At 59.7% G+C, this 17,554-nt stretch carries 9 protein-coding genes and 1 tRNA gene; 5 read left to right on the top strand and 5 right to left on the bottom strand.

Annotated elements, in window-relative coordinates:
* Positions 1-14: 14 nt before the first annotated feature.
* From ACP15S_RS07635 to ACP15S_RS07625, 3 genes are all read right to left on the bottom strand, one after another.
* On the bottom strand, positions 15-5,276 hold the full coding sequence (locus ACP15S_RS07635; RefSeq protein ID WP_425038973.1) for a Hint domain-containing protein: 5,262 nt from the start codon (positions 5,274-5,276) through the stop codon (positions 15-17).
* Positions 5,277-5,624: 348 nt separating this feature from the next.
* Complete coding sequence (locus ACP15S_RS07630) at positions 5,625-11,528, bottom strand: Ig-like domain-containing protein (protein ID WP_425038972.1); 5,904 nt, start codon at positions 11,526-11,528, stop codon at positions 5,625-5,627.
* A gap of 742 nt (positions 11,529-12,270) precedes the next feature.
* Positions 12,271-12,356: transfer RNA gene (locus ACP15S_RS07625), tRNA-Leu, on the bottom strand.
* Between the two features lie 149 nt (positions 12,357-12,505).
* Between ACP15S_RS07625 and ACP15S_RS07620 the strand changes: the two genes are divergently transcribed.
* Positions 12,506-13,120 carry an exopolysaccharide biosynthesis protein gene (locus tag ACP15S_RS07620; protein ID WP_425038971.1) on the top strand — a complete coding sequence of 205 codons (615 nt, stop codon included), beginning with the start codon at positions 12,506-12,508 and terminating at the stop codon, positions 13,118-13,120.
* Between the two features lie 94 nt (positions 13,121-13,214).
* On the top strand, positions 13,215-13,682 hold the full coding sequence (locus ACP15S_RS07615) for a disulfide bond formation protein B (RefSeq protein WP_425038970.1): 468 nt from the start codon (positions 13,215-13,217) through the stop codon (positions 13,680-13,682).
* On the opposite strand, the gene ACP15S_RS07610 is transcribed toward ACP15S_RS07615, so the two are convergent.
* Together ACP15S_RS07610 and ACP15S_RS07605 are read right to left on the bottom strand one after the other, a co-directional pair.
* Positions 13,679-14,038 (bottom strand): Lin0512 family protein, encoded by a 360-nt coding sequence (locus ACP15S_RS07610; RefSeq protein ID WP_425038969.1) that lies wholly within the window; start codon positions 14,036-14,038, stop codon positions 13,679-13,681. The two genes, ACP15S_RS07615 and ACP15S_RS07610, sit on opposite strands and share 4 nt — an antisense overlap.
* A complete protein-coding gene (locus ACP15S_RS07605) occupies positions 14,035-14,382 on the bottom strand; it encodes a Lin0512 family protein (RefSeq protein WP_425038968.1) in 348 nt (115 codons plus the stop codon). The genes ACP15S_RS07610 and ACP15S_RS07605 overlap by 4 nt, the downstream gene beginning before the upstream one ends.
* Before the next feature lie 48 nt (positions 14,383-14,430).
* On the opposite strand from ACP15S_RS07605, the gene guaA reads away from it, so the two are divergent.
* The 3 genes from guaA to ACP15S_RS07590 are packed head-to-tail and all read left to right on the top strand — an operon-like array spanning position 14,431 to position 17,543.
* Complete coding sequence (gene guaA, locus ACP15S_RS07600; RefSeq protein WP_425038967.1) at positions 14,431-15,993, top strand: glutamine-hydrolyzing GMP synthase; 1,563 nt, start codon at positions 14,431-14,433, stop codon at positions 15,991-15,993.
* A 6-nt stretch (positions 15,994-15,999) separates the two neighbouring features.
* The gene (locus ACP15S_RS07595) at positions 16,000-16,671 is read left to right on the top strand and encodes a YrbL family protein (protein WP_425038966.1); all 672 of its coding nucleotides are present in this window, start codon (positions 16,000-16,002) and stop codon (positions 16,669-16,671) included.
* Positions 16,668-17,543 (top strand): DMT family transporter, encoded by an 876-nt coding sequence (locus tag ACP15S_RS07590; RefSeq protein ID WP_425038965.1) that lies wholly within the window; start codon positions 16,668-16,670, stop codon positions 17,541-17,543. Before ACP15S_RS07595 ends, ACP15S_RS07590 begins: the two co-directional genes overlap by 4 nt.
* Positions 17,544-17,554 lie beyond the last annotated feature (11 nt).

The following is a 17,554-nucleotide window of genomic DNA, read 5'->3' as shown; positions in this document are numbered from 1 at the left end:
CTCGGATCCGGGCCTCAGCCCAGAAAGAAGACGCGTGCTTCATGCGCCTTCAAAGTGGCACGTGCCGCAGGAAAAACCCTCTCAGCCGCAACACATGCCAATTCAGGAAACAGGGTGATCAATTCATCTCTTTGCGCCTGATCGAGCGCGCCAAGGGAGAGATCACCCGGCTGGAAACTTTCCGACCATGTCCCGTCGGACATGACGATTTCATGCTGATCGAACAGAATGTGAATATAGGTCACCTCGTCGGCATCGACCTGTTCGACCGCGTCAAGGCAGGTCATGTTGATCGCGGCCACGAGCATTTCCTCCTCGCCAAACCAGAGCTCTGTTTTCGTGCTGCCGACAAGCATGCGGTGCTGCGGAGAGACGAGCATGTCACGCTCGGGCATATTGGGGCCAAGCTGGCCCTGGGCGATGCGCACTGGGCGTAGTTTGGGGTTCGCGGCCATGTCTTTGCGCGTCAGCGTGCGGGCGCCGACCCAGCGGATGGTCTGAAAACCATTGTCCCGGGTCAGAACCGTATCGCCGACACCAAGGTGTTCGACAGCGACCTCGCCCATGGGTGTCTTGATCCGCGTGCCCGGGGTGAAACAGGGGACGAAGTTCTCGATGTTTTCAAAGGTCAGGGAGCCGGTAAACGTCCCGGTATTGTCGAAATAATCGACACGACCGTCCCAGCCATTGCCGTCACTGTCGGCCGTCTCCTGCACAATAGTGAAGGAGCCGCCCGGTGAGGCGCTACCTGCGAGAAAAAGGGTGTCGTCATCGGTGCCACCCGAACCGCCCAGCACCACATCGCCTGCGTTGAGATTGGTGAAGACATCGGCGCCATCGCCGCCTTCCAGCGTGTCGTTGCCCGCGCCTCCCGAGAGGGTGTCTGCGCCCACGCCACCCACAAGACTATCGGCATCTGCGCCGCCTTCCAGCGTGTCGTCGCCAGATCCGCCAAGCAGGGTATCGGCGCCCGCGCCCCCGATCAGGCTATCGGCATCCGCCCCGCCGTCGAGGCTGTCGTTTCCGGTGCCGCCATCAAGGGTGTCAGTCCCGGCACCCCCCAGCACTGTGTCGTCGTCTTCATCCGCAAACACCAGGTCATCGCCTGCGCCGGCATCAATGTCGTCCGCGCCTTCTTCGGTGTTGATCGTGTCATTGCCCAGACCACCGACCAGCGTATCGGCACCGTCACCTGAGTTGATGATGTCATCGCCCGCGCCTGCGTCATACGCGATCCCATCGCTCAGCGTTCCGCCTTGCAATGTATCGTCCTGTGCTGTGGCGCCGATGCTTTCGATGTCGGTGAAGGTGGCGGTGTTGCCCGCCCAGGTGGCTTCCCCGTCCTCTGTGGAGGTCAGGTCAATTTCGACGCCGGCGCCGGTGACATTGCTGAAATCAAGCGTATCGCTGTCGATACCGGTCGATCCGCCATCGATGACATTGACATCATTGCCGTCGGCATCGCTGTCCAGAAGGAAGACATCCGCATCTGCGCCGCCAAACGCCGTGTCGTTGCCTTCGCCCAGCACGATTGTGTCGTCACCCGTGCCGCCTTGCAGGCTGTCGTCGCCGCCGCGACCGTCGATGCTGTCATCGCCCGCGCCGCCGTCGATCTCATTGGTGAAGGTCGCGTCAAAGGCGTCAAAGCCGGTGAGCGTGTCGTCAAAGCCTGATCCCGTGACGCCGTCGATGCTGAAACCGAGCGTGTCATTGGCGGCATCCCCGCCCGAGACGATACTGTCAGCCAGATCGATGTTTACCGCGCCGGTGGAGGCAGAGTAGTCGACATTGTCCTGCCCCGCATCGCCCACGAAACTGTCCGCGCCGCTGCCGCCTTCGAAGACATCGTCACCCGCGCCACCGATAAGGGTATTTGTACCCGTGCCGCCGGAAAGCGTATCATCGCCATCCTCGCCGCGCACAAGATCGTCGCCCGCGCCCGCGAGAACGGAATCGTTCCCACCGCCCGCTTCAATCGTGTCATCCAGCCCATCCGCGCTATCGACAAGATCGCCATCCAGATCACCGACATAGGCGCCATCAATGACATCATCTGCGCCATAACCGGAGACAATCCCATCGGAGGGGATGCCGATTGACACAAGCCAGGCCGGGTTGTCCGCCAGCGCAGGCGGAATGCCGACGAGCGTGATGGCCTCACCATTGGGGAAGACAAGCTGGGCATTTCCATTGTCATCCACAATGGTGACATCGGCTGTCGTGACGGGAACCGTTCCGGCCAAGTCCGAATGCAGATTGGTGACATCGAGCAGATCATTGCCCGTAAACGTACCATCGCCATTGTCTGTCGGGGTCTCAAACGCGCTGACCGTATCGGTGCCAGAGCCATCAGCCAGCAGGATCGTGTCCGTGCCGCCCCCCAGAATGATGTTTTCAATTTCCGAAAATTGCGTCGTTGACGTGCCGTCGGTGACGCTGCCGTTTTCGGGGAACGCAGCCGTCAGATCGAGAGTCAGATCTTCCGTGACGTCGGAGAGATCCAGCGTATCGCCAGAGACTTCGCCATCTTCGCCGCCAACAATCGTTGCATTGCCTGTGGCATCGGTCAGCTCAAAGGTATCATCGCCGTCATTGCCCTCGGCCGTGTCCGCGCCACCATCGAGGCGAAATGTGTCATCGCCCAGACCGCCCAGCAGTGTATCATCATCAGCGCCGCCAAGCAGACTGTCATTGCCCTGCCCGCCCTCCAGCGTGTCAGCCTCAGACCCGCCCGCGAGCGTGTCTGACCCTTGGCCGCCAAGGATGGAATCCGCGCCAGCCTGACCATCGATGGAGTCGTCGTCTGTGCCGCCGTCAATTGTGTCGCCCGCTGCGCCACCGTCGATCGTGTCGTCTCCGGCATAGCCGAAAATCGTGTCGGCAAGCCCATCTGTGCCGTCCGTCTGATCGCCTTCCTCATCGACGAAGGTGACGCCCATAGCGTCGTCGCCTGCTGTCCCATCCACGATTTCATTGGAGGGGATCCCCATGGCCACCAAATAGGCGAGGTTGGAGGCGGCAACCGGGTCAATGCCCACAAGGGTAAGCGACCCACCTGCGGGAAACGACAGGAGCGCATTGCCGCTGCCATCATCCGTGACGGTGACATCGCGGGCAGTAATGGGCGTGACGCCGAAATCCGTCGTGACGTTGGAGACATCCAGCTGATCCACGCCAGTGAACGTGCCGTCGCCATTGTCGATGGGTCCGGTGAAGGATTGGACGATGTCATCACCGCTGAAATCATCGAGGACCAGCGTGTCGATGCCCGAGCTGAGAATGATATTCTCGATTTCAACGAATTCTGCTGTCGACACACCATCGGTGAGCGTGCCGGCTTCGGGGTTGGCATTGGTCAGGTCAATGGTCAGATCATCGGTGATGGCGGAGAGATCCATGACATCGCCCGTGGATTCCTGCGCCTCTTCACCTTCGATCGTGTCATTGCCGAAGTCGTTTTCGAGCACGACCGTGTCATCGCCGAAACCCAGCCAGAGGTAATCGTCCCCCTCGCCGCCGATCAGGCTGTCATTGCCAAAGGTGCCACGCAGGAAGTCATCTCCGGCGCCGCCAATGATGGTGTCGTTCCCGGAGCCGCCGATCAGGCTGTCATCATCATCGCCGCCATCGAGGCTATCGGCCCCGTCGCCGCCTTGCAGGGTATCGTTGCCAGCACCGCCGTCCAGCGTGTCATTGTCTTCATCGCCAAAGAGGGAATCCGCGCCCTCACCGCCGATCAGCGTGTCGCTGCCAAATCCGCCAAAGGCGGTGTCATTGCCAGCACCGCCGTCGATGCTGTCCGCACCGGTGGAATCGTAGATTTCGTCATCACCCGCGCCGCCCAGCAACGTATCATTGCCAGCATCGCCGATGAGCGTGTCATTGTCCGCGCCGCCATCGAGGTAGTCATTGCCACCGTCACCGTCGAGGCTGTCCGCGCCGGATCCACCGAGCAGGCTGTCGTTGTCCTCCCAGCCAAAGAGCACATCGTCGCCCGTGCCGCCAACAAGCGTGTCATTGCCAGCCATGCCTTGGACGGTGTCGTTGCCCGAGCCGCCTTCCACGGAGTCGTTGCCCAGACCAGCATTGACGTCATCATTCCCGCCCCAGGCGCGAATGACATCGTCGTCAGCTGTGACGCCGGGCAGAATGCGATCCCCACCATCGACCACATCGCCGTTGGGATCACCGAGGTAGGAGGCGTCAATTGTATCATCGCCAACGGACCCATCGACATAGCCATCGGGGACCGGAGCGCCCGTTGTTTCAATGTTGATGTAGCCAACATCTGTTGTGCCGTTGCCGTCTACGATGGAGTAGGTAAAGGCGTTGGAGCCAATATCGCCATCGGTCAGGATCGAAAACGTATTGTCGGCGTTCAGAGTGACCTGCTCGCCCGTTGGCAGTGTGATCGTATCACCGGCCACAACATCATTGCCGTTGATCTGCGTGATCGTCAGCCCTGTGCCCGCAAGATCGGTGTCATTTGCCAAAGGCTCGATGATCGCGGTGGAGTTCTGTGGAACGGAAAACGTGTCTTCTATGGCCAGCGCGACGGATTGCACGGAATCGGCCGCGATCAGCAGGTTGGAATCGTAGACCCCGTCGCCACCATCGGCGATGCCTATCTTGATGGTGTTGGAGACACCTGCGTTGAGCGGCGCTTTGACAGAGAGAACAACCGTGAGGCCGTCCATCTCGGTGTTGTAAGTGTCATCGGTGGCGGCGTTGTTGAGATAAAGGTTGGCGTTGGAGGTCGTGTTGACCGTATCAATCGTGACATCGCCCGTGGTAATCGAGAGGTCAATCTTGACGTCGTTGACCCATATGCCCATCGCATCGTTGACGCCACTGCTGACGTATTCCAGATATTCTTCGGACGAAAAGACGAATTGCATCGTGAGCGTATCGCCCACCGGGATGAATTCCGCTTCCAGAATAGAGCCGTCGAATGTTGCCTGTCCGGCAACTGCATCAAGATCGGTGTCCCCATCGATCCCACCGGCCATGTCGGTGCCCGTCCCCGCGGCGGTGTTTGTATCAGTGGTCCCGGAATCGTTGGTGAAATCGGCGGCTTGCCCCGTCGACAGGATTACGCCGCCATCTGTGGGCGATATATTCGGGATCGTTGACGAGGCACCGGAGTAGATGCCCGATGACGCGGCATCACCGGAATAAGTTGCCGCCACGACAGTCATGCCGTCGCCAAAGATGGCTTGCGCCATGTCTTCCGCCGTGGCGGCTGTATTAATCGTTAATTCTTGCGCGATAGGCATGCGCAGGCACCTCTTACACACAGGCACGTCGTTGCCTGCTTGAAGAAGATGCAAGTTGACTTAGGCGTAAAGAAGGTACGAACGGCGGTCTTTTTGTGGTTGAGGCGCTGTATTCATATACCTCCGCAACCGCGACGGCCCCGTGCGTCATGCCGCAAACGCCTTTGTTTTAAAGGCTGCAACGTGTGGTTGCACCTTGCGTTGCCTTTAACTCGCCGCAATCGAACAAAAAATGGCGGAAGCAATAAATGCTTCCGCCGGTGCTGCGCGGCCCCTTGGATGGGAACCGCGCGCGCTGCATATTCCGGGGGTGTTCCAGCCCGTCAAAAGGACGGGCTGGAAACCGATTTAGCGGGTAAGGAGGCGGGCCTCATGCTTCTTGAGGGAGCGTCGGGCCGCAGTATAGCCTTCGAGCCCCTCGCGCGTCTTGAGCTCGGGGAACAACTCATAGATCTCGTTGCGCTGCGCATTGCCCATGCCTGACATCGTGTAGTCGCCGGGCTGGAAGCTTTCGGTCCAGGCGCCGTTGGACAGAACAACCTCGTGCTGATCACACATGAAGTGAACATAGGTCACGCCGAGTGTGCCAACTTCGCTCACACCATCGAGGCCAATGAGATGTTTGGCCGCCGCCAGAACTTCGCGGTCCTCAAAGTAAAGCGATGTCTTGTCATTGCTGACCAACACACGGTGATTGGGAGACACAAGGATATCATGCTCGGGCAGGTTCGGACCCAGCGCGCCCGCCTGAATGAGAATGGGCTTGAGGTGCGGCGCGCGGGCCAATTGGTGCCCGGTCAGCTCCTTTTTGCCAATCCAGCGGATTTCCTGGAGGCCGTTGTCGCGTGTGATGATCCTGTCGCCCTCACGCAGGTCCTCAACGAGGCGCTCGCCCGTTGGCGTTGCGATGGTTGTCCCGGGCGTAAAGCAGGGAATGATCTCTTCGATATTGGTGAAATCGAAGCTGCCAGTGACCGATCCGTCATCATCGAGGAACTCGATCGTGCCGTCGATCCCGTTGCCGTCGCTGTCGATCACTTGATTAACGAGGCGCCAGTCTTCGCCGCGCTCACCAACACCTGTCAGATCAAGCTGGTCGAAGTCATCGCCCGTGGAACCACCGGTGATCGTATCATCGATGCCATCTTCTGCGCTTTCGATCACAATGACATCGCGGTCCGCGCCGCCATCGATCACGTCAGTGCCCGCGCCGCCAATCAGCGTATCGCCACCGGCGCCGCCGCCAAGCGTGTCTTCGCCCTGGCCGCCGATCAGAACATCATCACCGTCTCCGCCTTCAAGCGAATCCTCGTCGATCCCCCCATCGAGACTGTCGTCACCTGCGCCGCCAAGGAGCGTATCGTCGTCGTCGCCGCCAGTGATCGTGTCATTCCCGGCGCCGCCATCCAGAAGATCACGGTCATTGTCAGGGTCGGGATCCACATCATCCGTCAGGACAAGGTCGGGATCCTCGTTGCCGCCATCAATGACATCGTCGCCATCGCCTGCATCGACTGTGTCGTTGCCGTGGGCCGCGATGATGGAATCGTCGCCATCGCCGGAGCTGATCGAGTCGTCATCAATACCGGCGTCGATCGTATCGTCGCCGCTGCCGGAAATGATCGTGTCGGCATCATCACCGGTAAAGACCGTGTTGTTGCCCTCGCCTGCATCAACGAAGTCGCGGTCGTCTTCCGGATCGGGATCTGTCTCATCGAGGATTTCACGGGTGAAATCATTGGCGGTGTTGATGCTGTCATCACCTTCGCCGCCAAATGCAGAATCGGAGCCCTGGCCGCCGATGATGGTGTCATCTCCGGTCCCGCCGAAGACTGTGTCATCGTCGATACCTGCATCGATGGAATCGTCGCCTGCGCCGCCGAGGATGCTGTCGTCATCGTCGCCCGTCAGGATCGTGTCATTCCCATCGCCACCATCGACAACGTCACGGTCGTTCTCGGGATCGGGATCGACATCATCGATTGCTTCGTCATCTTCGCCGATCCGCGTGTCCACGAAGTCATCATCGGTGCCCGCGTCGACGGTGTCGGAGCCGTGGCCGGTGAGGATTGTATCGTCACCACTTCCGCCCAGCACGGAATCGTCATCAATACCCGCATCGATTTCATCGTTGCCGCTGCCGCCTAGGATCGTGTCCGCGTCATCACCGGTAAAGATTGTGTCGTTCCCGTCGCCACCATCCACGAGATCGCGGTCATTGTCGGGATTGGGATCAATGTCATCGGTCAGCACGAGGCCCAGATCGGTGATCGCGGCATTCACGCTGTCATCGCCCGCGCCTGCGTCAATGGTATCGGAGCCATGACCGCCGATCACAGAATCGTCGCCTGCCCCGGAGGTTACGCTGTCATCATCGATGCCCGCGTTGATCGTGTCATTGCCGGAGCCTGCAATGATCGTGTCGTCGTCATCCCCGGTGAAGACGATATTGTCGCCCTCGCCTGCATCCACGAAGTCACGGTCATCATCGGGCTGCGGATCGGTTTCATCCAGCTCTTCACGGTCTTCGGGATTGGCGGCGTCGATGTCATCCGAACCGTCTCCACCAAGGATCGAGTCCGAGCCATGGCCGGTGAGGATCGTGTCGTCGCCTTCGCCGCCGTCCACGGTGTCATCGTCAATGCCCGTGTTGATCTCGTCATCGCCGAGACCACCCAGAACACTGTCGTCATCATCGCCCGTAAAGATCGTGTCATTGCCCGCACCGCCATCCACGATATCGCGATCGTTGTCGGGGTTGGTGTCAATGTCGTCTGTGGCTTCATCGAGGAACGGCAGGCCGGTCTCGACAAGGTCATCCCCGTCACCGGCATCCACGGTGTCATTGCCGTGCTGGCCAAAGATGCTGTCATCTCCGCCGCCTGCGATGATGCTGTCATCGTCAATCCCGGCATCAATGAAATCTGCATCATCACCACCGATGATCGTGTCATCATCATCGCCTGTGAACACGCGATTGAGACCATCGCCGGCATCCACGAAATCACGGTCATCATCCGGGTTGGCGTCGGTTTCATCAACCTCCGTCAACCCCTCGGGGTTGCCTGCATCAATCGTGTCAGCGCCAGTGCCGCCCAGGACGGAATCGCTGCCCTGCCCGGTGATGATCTCGTCATCTCCCGCACCACCATCCACAGTATCTTCGTCAATGCCAGTGTCGATCACGTCATTGCCGTCGCCGCCGTCCACGCTGTCATCGTCGTCGCCGGTCACGATGGTGTCGTCGCCCGTGCCGCCCAGGACCGTATCGCGGTCGTCGCCTTCAAAGGCGTCCGTGGCGTCGATGATTTCGCGGCTCAGCAGGTTGCGCGTGTCGATTGTGTCGCCTTCGGCGCCGCCATCCACAAAGTCAGAGCCTTGCCCGGCAATGATCGTGTCCGCACCACCCTGGCCAAGCACGGAGTCGTCATCAATGCCCGAGAAGATATTGTCGTTGCCGCCATTGCCTTCGATCGTGTCCGCATCATCGCCGGTGAAGATCGTGTCATTCCCGATCCCGCCGATCACGCTGTCGCGATCATTTTCGGGGACGAGATCGCTGTCAGCGCCGTTGTCATCAATGATTTCAAGAGCTTCGACATTGCTTGCATCAATGAGGTCATCGCCCTGACCGCCGTCGATGGTGTCTGAGCCATGGCCGCCGATGAGCTCGTCATCGCCGCTCGCGCCAAAAACGGAATCGTCGTCAATACCTGCATTGACCGTGTCATTGTCGGCGCCCGCGTCAATCGTGTCGCGGTCATCGCCGGTGAAGATCAGGTCATCGCCTGTCCCGCCGAGGATGGAATCGCGCCCGTCGTCCTGATTGGGATCGCGGTCGAAGCCCAGGACATCGCCCAGAGCACCGGGGCCAAAGAACGTGTCATCGCCTGCGTAATCGGAGAATGTGTCGATCCCGGCATTGATCGTGTCATTGCCCGCGCCGCCGTCGATTGTGTCAGCGCCCTGAACGTCGATGATGAGATCATTGCCCTGACGGCCTTCGACCACATCGTCATCAATGCCCGACAGGATTGTGTCATCGCCACCAAAGCCAATGATCGTGTCGGCGTCGTCTCCCGTCTGGATGAAATCCGCGCCGCCCGTGCCATCAACGCTATCGCGGTCGTCATCGGGGTCTTCGTCCTCATCGAGGCCATCGAAGGGATCAAGCGGCTGGAGGTCCGGGGAGACGGGCAAAATGTCGGTATCGATCCGGCCCTGACCCACTTCGACCGTAACAGTTGCTGTGGATACCGCGCCACTTGGGTCTTCAATGGTGTAGGTAAAGGTATCGGTGCCCTCAAAATCGGGATCCGGGATATAGGTGATCGTTGTGCCGTCATCTGAAATGAACGCCGTGCCGTTGGGCGGATCCTGAACCGCGATCACGCGGATCGGATCGCCATCGGCATCGCTGTCATTACCCAGAACGGGGATCACAATTTCCTCTTCCGGCAAGGCCTGGGCGGTATCATCCACGGCGACGGGCGGCGTATTGCTGCCATCGGTCACTGTTATGACGAGATCGGCCGTATCGGTGCCGCCGTTGCCGTCGCTGATCGTGTAGGTAACGGTATCCTCGCCTGTAAAGCCTGCATCGGGCGTGTAGGTGATGGTGCCGTCTGCGTTGATCACGGCTGTACCATTGGCGGGATCGCTGGTCGCGACGACTTCCAAGGGATCATCTTCAGGATCGCTGTCATTATCGAGCACAGCAAAGGTTGTTGCGGTATCGATGGCTGTCGTCGTCGCGTCGTCAACTGCATCGGGCGCTGAATTGCCCGGAGGCGATACGGTGACCACGAGTTCCGCCGTGTCGGTGCCGCCATTGCCGTCACTGATCGTGTAGGTGATGGTATCTTCCCCGACGAAGCCGTCATTTGGCAGGTAGGAAATGGTCCCATCGGGATTGATCGCCGCAAGGCCATTGGCCGGATCCGAGATAGCTGTCACGGTGAGGGGATCGCCATCGGGATCGCTATCATTGCCCAAAACGGGGAACGTAACGACCGTATTGAAAGCCGTCGTTGTTTCATCATCCACCGCGTCGGGGGCCGTATTGTCCGGGTTGCCCACGGTCACAATGACCTCAGCGGTATCCGTGCCGCCATTACCGTCGCTGATCGTGTAGGTGATCGTATCCTGTCCTTCGAACCCATCGTCAGGGGTGTAGGACAACGTCCCGTCCGGATTGATCACCACAGTGCCGTTGGGCGGATCAGAGGCATCGATGACGGTCAGCTCATCGCCGTCAGGATCATCATCGTTATCGAGAACAGGTATGACTGTCGACGTATTGACCCCCGTGCTGGCCGTATCATCCGTCGCGACAGGCGCCGCATTGCCATCGTCTGTCACCGTGACCGTGACAATTGCGGTGTCAGAACCGCCATTGCCATCGTCAATTGTGTAGCTGAAGCTGTCTTCGCCGGTGAAGCCATCGTTGGGCGTGTAGGTGATGGTGCCATCGGGATTGATGACAGCCGTCCCGTTGGGCGGTGTCGATGTACTGGTGACGCTCAGCGGATCATCTTGCGGATCACTGTCATTGTCGAGGACGGCGATCACAACCGGATCGCCCTCGCCCGTTGTCGCGACATCATCCACCGCGTCAGGAACGCCGGCATCGATCGTCTCGAAGTAGACATCTGACACAGTGACGGCCTGAACGCCTTCGGCACCGTTGTCATAATCGATTTCAATCCGCGCGACGGGGCCTGCAATCTCCACAAGCATGGAATGCGCGGCATCCGTATACGTGCCATCATCCAGCCCGGTCGCTGTATTGCCGACCAGAGAAATATCGTCACCAACGCTCAGCGTCACCGGGATGGGATTGCCGTCGGCATCAAAGGCCCGGATCGACACGATGTCCTGAAACGGGGTCGCCGGGCCACCGTCAAAATCATCGACTGCGGCGCCATCGATATCGCCAATGCGGAAAGACACGTTCTGCACCTGATCGCTGAACGCATCGTCGGAGGCAGAGAAATCAAACGTTGTCGTTGAGACGTTGCCCGCCCCCGAAGGATCGTCGCCATCCCCGAAGAGTTTGAGGTGCGAATTGATGGCGAAGGGTTCGTCTTCATCGACATGGGCCCGGACGTTGCTGATCGTGCCAATGTCGCCCTCGGTTACGCCATCTACCGTCACGCCCACATTGACGCCGCCTGTATCAAACAACGGAGTGCCCGATATGACCGTCCCGTTTGGCGCAAGCGCCGCCCAGTTCAAAAACAAAACAGGCATGTTCAAACCCTCTTACAAACGCGGGGATCTCCCCGGGGCACCACGGTTTGGTGGCGGCCTTTCGGCTTCATCAACGACGTGTCACACTTGTGTCGGGCAAAAAGAGGCAGGTGCCCCCAAAGGGAGGGGGCATGAGCGACACCGCGCCAGACGGCCTGGACCGTCATCCCACACACTTTCTGCACAGCAGAAGCATGACGTTTGGTGGCCGCCCCATGGCCAGCAGACTTTACCCCCCAGTCGGGTGAGTGGAAATTACGAGCAAGGCGGTACGCTTGGAAGCATAAATTTTTCGAAAAACGGTTTTCATTGCGGCAGCCCCGTGGCGGGCCATTAACCTTAACGTTGAATTGTGGCGCGTCGAAATATGGGCTCACCGCAGCAGCGGTTTGGCTGTAAGTAACTGTATATATATCGCTTTTTGCAACTTCAGGCATGTTGGAGTGGTGTCAAAATGGGGCGTTCTGTCATCGGGTTGGTAAATGCGGCCGCCGGATACGCGCCATAGTTGCGTCGCAATTCACAATGAAATGCGGCAATATTGGTCGTCATTCTGGAACCAATCGGCCGCGAAAAATGCCGATTGTCAGCACTCTAGAGCTGAACGCCGCGAATCAACCGCACTCCGGCAGCACAGAAAGCGCCAACAATTAGAGGTAAACCCGCCTCATGTGGCCATCGGCGCTCCGGCTGGCGCACGGGTGCAAACGACCAAAATATCAGGAGGTTTCTTTCGCGTAATTGGTGCCCAAGGCGAGACTCGAACTCGCACGCCCGTGAAGGCGGGGGATTTTGAATCCCCTGCGTCTACCATTCCGCCACTTGGGCACAGCGCTGTCCTACCCGAGCCGCGCGCGGGCCGCAAGCGCTTGACGCACTCGTATTCACATGATCCATCCCTTCGTGATACGCGCGAGCGTCCGCCCCGCCTTCTTCAGCGGTGGCCTGAGCCAAAAATGACCCGTCAGGAGAGCCCAATGACAGCACAACAGCCAGAGGATGTGGCAATCTCGGAGCGGCTTGATCAACTGGCAGCCGATGCCGAAGGCGAGGCCGTTTCTCTCGCCTGGGTTCTGGCCCAACTGCATGAGCGTGCCTTTGGGTTATTCCTTCTGATTCTCGCCCTGCCCTGTTGCATTCCGTTCCTCTATGGGATTCCTCAGGTGGTCGCGTTGCCGCTCATGTTTATCGCGGCGCAAATCCTGATTGGGCGACGCACGCCGTGGCTGCCGCAGAAGCTTGGGACGCGGACCATCGCAACATCCGGCCTGACCTCACTTGCAAACCGCGCGCGCCCTTGGCTGCGCCGGATCGAGGCTGTCAGCCGCCCTCGCCTGAGCGCATTGACCCGTCCGCCCATGGAACGGCTTGTGGGGCTCGCGCTGGTGGCCTTCAGCGCGTCCATTCTCGTGCCCTTGCCCGGGACCAATACAGTGCCCGGCTTTGCCGTGGTCATAGTATCGATGGGCCTGTTGCAGCGCGACGGTGTGTTGGTCATCCTCGGCGCGTTGATCGGCACAACCTGGATCGCCACTCTAATCTTCGCAGGCGCCACTTTAGCCAGCCTGATCAAAGGATGGATCGGCCTGTAGTCAGTTCACGTTTCAGCCAAGGCGCCGCAAGCTGTCTTGCGCTCTCTGCCCTCCCCGCATTAAGCCTGCCGCGACCGATATTTGTGAGGGCATTGTGACGCGTCGGACATACATTCTAGCAGCGGCAGGCGGCTCACTCGCCTTGTTACTGGCCGCTTTCTTCTTTCAAGCCTTGGGTTGGGCGCCCTGCGCGATGTGCCTGTGGCAGCGCTGGCCCCATGCAGCGGCGGTTGCCTTCGGCGCGATCGGGGCTGTTTTGCCGACGCGGCTTATCGCTCTTGGCGGGGCGATCTCCGCCGCCACAACCACAGGTCTGGCGATCTTCCATTCAGGCGTTGAACGCAAGCTCTGGGACGGGCCCGCGTCGTGTTCGTCCGGCGCAGATCAGCTCTCGGGCTTGTCGGGCAATGCTCTGCTGCCCGGCGCGTCCGATGCCCCGGCGCTTGTCTTGTGCGATACGCTGACCCCGTTCCTGTTTGGCTTGACCATGGCCAATTGGAACGCGCTCGCCTCACTGGCGCTGATGGGCGTTTGGATCATGGCTTTGCGCAAAAACGCCTAGGATTTGATCCGCCATCCCGTCTGAATGGGCAAAAAGACCTCGACAGCAGCCGTTGCGGCAATCTGGACCGCGCCCGTCTCCGAATCTTGGACTTTCAATCCGCCCGGAGTAATCCGGATATCCGTCTGCCCCAGTTTGTTGAGCGCCACCAAAGCCTCGGCATCGACTGCCGCAGGCTCCGGCACGCCGAGGTTGATGCATACCCGCACCGCATCGGAAGTAAGGCCAAGTGTCTCGGGCGCGGCGATGTCCGCCTGGCTGAGCGCGCGTTTCACAGCCCGCACCGCCGCGCGCTGCATATCGCCGGTGGCATCTGTGGCTTGTGCCATCTGGATGATCAAACGCTGTTCGCTCATGTCGCGCGCTCCATGTCGAAGTGGACAGATATGGCCACAGCCGCCATCAGTGTCGGGTTGCCTGTTCCTTCCGGCCGGGGCACATCCAGCCCGCCCAGCCGCACTGTGATCTCGGGAGTGCCATAGGGAAAGATCGCCATGAGCGCCTCGATATCAACGGCATCGGGGTTTTGAACGCCCACATCGACCTTAAGGATCATGTCGGTTTTCGCAAACCCCATCAGCTCTGCGGCGTTGATCGAATTGGACCAAAGCGCGGCGCGCAGACCGCGGGCCGCAGCCTCGGTGTAATCAGCACGGCGCAGCGATGTGCCCATGCCAAATTCCGTGAGCATACGTGGCATGTCGCCCCCTTCTCTTGCATCTCGTTGACGCCCTGCCTATCAGGCCTCATGACCGATGCCCACACCCATGACCGCCTCCTTATTATCGACTTCGGCAGCCAGGTGACGCAGCTCATTGCGCGGCGCCTGCGGGAGCTGAATGTCTATTGCGAAATCCACCCCTACCAGAGCGTCACGGCTCAGTTCGTGCGAGAGATGGCGCCCCGCGCGGTGATCTTCTCGGGAGGGCCCGACAGCGTGACCCGCGACGGCAGTCCGCGCGCGCCGCAAGAAATTTTCGAGATGGGCCTGCCGATCCTGGGGATCTGTTACGGTCAGCAGGTGATGATGACGCAGCTTGGCGGCAAGGTTGTCACAGGCGAAGGCACTGCCGAGTTCGGACGGGCCTATGTCGAGCCGGGCGCGCCATTGCCTTTGCTGGAGGGATGGTTTGCCGAGGGCCGTGAACAGGTCTGGATGAGCCACGGTGATCACGTCGCGGAACTGGCACCGGGATTTCAGGTCTACGGCACCTCCCCCGGCGCGCCTTTTGCCATCACGGGAGATCCTGCGCGAAATTTCTATGCGGTGCAGTTTCACCCCGAAGTGCACCATACGCCCAATGGCGCCAAGCTTTACGAGAATTTTGTGCGCCTCGCTGGTTTCTCCGGCGATTGGACGATGGGGGCGTACCGCGAGGAAGCGATCCGCAAGATCCGGCATCAAGTGGGCGACAAACGCGTGATTTGCGGATTGTCCGGTGGGGTCGACAGCTCTGTGGCCGCTGTTTTGATCCACGAGGCGATTGGCGATCAACTGACCTGTGTCTTCGTGGATCACGGTCTGTTGCGGCAAGGCGAAGCCGAAGAAGTCGTTACGATGTTCCGGGACAATTACAACATGTCGCTCATCCATGCCGATGAACAGGAATTGTTCCTCGGCGCGCTGGATGGGCAATCTGATCCGGAAACGAAGCGCAAAATCATTGGCAAGCTGTTCATCGATGTCTTCCAGAAACATGCCAATGAGATTGATGGCGCAGAATTTCTGGCGCAGGGGACGCTCTACCCTGATGTCATCGAGTCCGTGAGTTTTTCCGGCGGACCATCCGTCACCATCAAGTCGCATCACAACGTGGGCGGCCTGCCCGAAAAGATGGGGCTGAAGCTCGTGGAACCGCTGCGGGAGCTCTTCAAGGATGAGGTTCGCGCGCTGGGGCGTGAATTGGGCCTGCCGCAAAGCTTTATCGGACGTCACCCCTTCCCCGGCCCCGGTCTGGCCATCCGCTGCCCCGGGGAGATCACACGGGAAAAGCTCGACATTCTGCGCAAAGCGGATGCCGTCTATATCGATCAGATCCGCAAGCACGGGCTCTATGACGAGATCTGGCAGGCCTTTGTCGCGATTCTCCCGGTGCGGACCGTGGGCGTTATGGGCGATGGGCGGACCTATGATTACGCCTGTGCCCTGCGCGCTGTCACTTCCGTTGATGGGATGACTGCGGATTATTATCCGTTCAGCCATGAGTTCCTCGGCGAGACGGCGACCCGGATCATCAACGAGGTGCGCGGGATCAATCGCGTGACCTATGACATTACATCCAAGCCGCCCGGCACTATTGAATGGGAGTAATCCGGCATGCCGTCGGCGTTGCTGCATCCTGACCCGGCTCGCGAGATCGCGCGCGGCTCGGAACGTCTGGTCTTCACGTTGGAGCAGCATCCCGATTTGCTTTTGAAGATCCTGAAGCCCAAGCATCTCAGACGGTTGCAGGGCGCTCAGGAGCAAAGCTGGCGCGGCTGGTTCAGGATCAGACAAACTTACGGGCTCTATCGACGCGAGCAAAAGGCTTGGACGGACGCCATGATGCGGGCCTCAGTTCGCCGCATACCGCCACCCGTGGCAGGGATCGCGGATTTTGTCTTAACGCCAAACGGCTTGGCCCAGCTCGTGGAGCATATTCGCGCCAAAGACGGCCATACAGCGCCCACGCTGCACGCCTTGCTGGAACAAGGTCCGCTCACGCGTGAGCAAATGGAGGCGCTGAACGCTTTCGTGGCGGCGCTCTATGATTGGCACATCCCGGCTTATGATCTGGGGCCGAAGAACATCGTCTGGCAGGACTCACAGGCGCGTTTTGTGCTGGTGGATGGTTTTGGCGACCGCGCGGCTGTGCCCTTGGTCACGTGGTTCAAAAAGCTTAATGCCTGGAAGCTGGACCAAAGCTTTGCTGTGACCGCCCAAAAATGCCCTCTCATCTGGCAACGCGCCCAACGGCGGTTTGATCCCCTACCCCGGAGCAGCTCATGACTGACACGATACGCGCCTGTTTGTGGATGCTTGGCACTGTGATGTCTTTCATCACCATGGCCGTCTGTGGCCGCTTGCTGGCGGGCACGCTCGATACGTTTGAGATCATGATGTATCGATCCATTGTCGGGGTCATTGTGGTCTGTGCGGTAATCCAGCTGCGCGGGCTTTGGCCCGAGATCACGCGCCGCCATCTGGGCATACATCTGTTGCGCAATATGGGCCACTTCGCGGGGCAAAACCTCTGGTTTGCTGCATTGGCTCTGATCCCCTTGGCGCAGGTCTTTGCTTTGGAATTCACCACACCTTTATGGGTGCTGGTGCTCTCGCCCTTGCTCTTGGGCGAGCGCCTCACACGGATTGGAGCGCTTTCCGCGGCGCTTGGCTTTGTGGGCATCCTGATTGTGACCCGACCGGGCATGATCGAGGTATCAACCGGCGTGTTGCTGGCCTCGGCCTCAGCGATCGGGTTTGCCCTCTCGATCCTCTTGACGCGCAAACTCACCCGGACCGAGACCATTGCCTGCATCCTGTTCTACCTGACGACGATGCAGCTCCTGATGGGCATTGTAACCGTTGTCTGGGATGGCGACATCGCAGTGCCCACGGCGGGCGAGATCCCGTGGGTCATCATGATCGGTTTTGCCGGACTCTTCGCGCATTTTTGCTACACAAAGGCGCTCTCGCTGGCGCCGGCGACGATTGTCAGCCCTGTGGATTTCATTCGCCTGCCCCTGATCATGATCGTGGGGGCAATGTTCTTTTCTGAGGCGATGGATCCCTTCGTGGCCTTGGGCGCCATCCTCATCTTCGGGGCCAATTATCTCAATATCTGGCATTCGTCGCGCCAGCAGGCTGTAGCAGCAAAGTGACGCTACGTGTT

It is taken from the genome of Primorskyibacter sp. S187A (assembly GCF_049800955.1).
Lineage (GTDB): Bacteria > Pseudomonadota > Alphaproteobacteria > Rhodobacterales > Rhodobacteraceae > JAKVBH01.
The sequence above is the reverse complement of the archived record's forward strand: the minus strand, read 5'-3'. Positions and strand labels throughout refer to the sequence as shown.

Excerpts from the sequence above, each read along its gene's own strand:
- ACP15S_RS07635 (WP_425038973.1), bottom strand. The coding sequence starts at position 5,276 with ATGCCTATCGCGCAAGAATTAACGATTAATACAGCCGCCACGGCGGAA.
- ACP15S_RS07630 (WP_425038972.1), bottom strand. The coding sequence starts at position 11,528 with ATGCCTGTTTTGTTTTTGAACTGGGCGGCGCTTGCGCCAAACGGGACG.
- ACP15S_RS07620 (WP_425038971.1), top strand. The coding sequence starts at position 12,506 with ATGACAGCACAACAGCCAGAGGATGTGGCAATCTCGGAGCGGCTTGAT.
- ACP15S_RS07610 (WP_425038969.1), bottom strand. The coding sequence starts at position 14,038 with ATGAGCGAACAGCGTTTGATCATCCAGATGGCACAAGCCACAGATGCC.
- ACP15S_RS07605 (WP_425038968.1), bottom strand. The coding sequence starts at position 14,382 with ATGCCACGTATGCTCACGGAATTTGGCATGGGCACATCGCTGCGCCGT.
- guaA (WP_425038967.1), top strand. The coding sequence starts at position 14,431 with ATGACCGATGCCCACACCCATGACCGCCTCCTTATTATCGACTTCGGC.
- ACP15S_RS07595 (WP_425038966.1), top strand. The coding sequence starts at position 16,000 with ATGCCGTCGGCGTTGCTGCATCCTGACCCGGCTCGCGAGATCGCGCGC.
- ACP15S_RS07590 (WP_425038965.1), top strand. The coding sequence starts at position 16,668 with ATGACTGACACGATACGCGCCTGTTTGTGGATGCTTGGCACTGTGATG.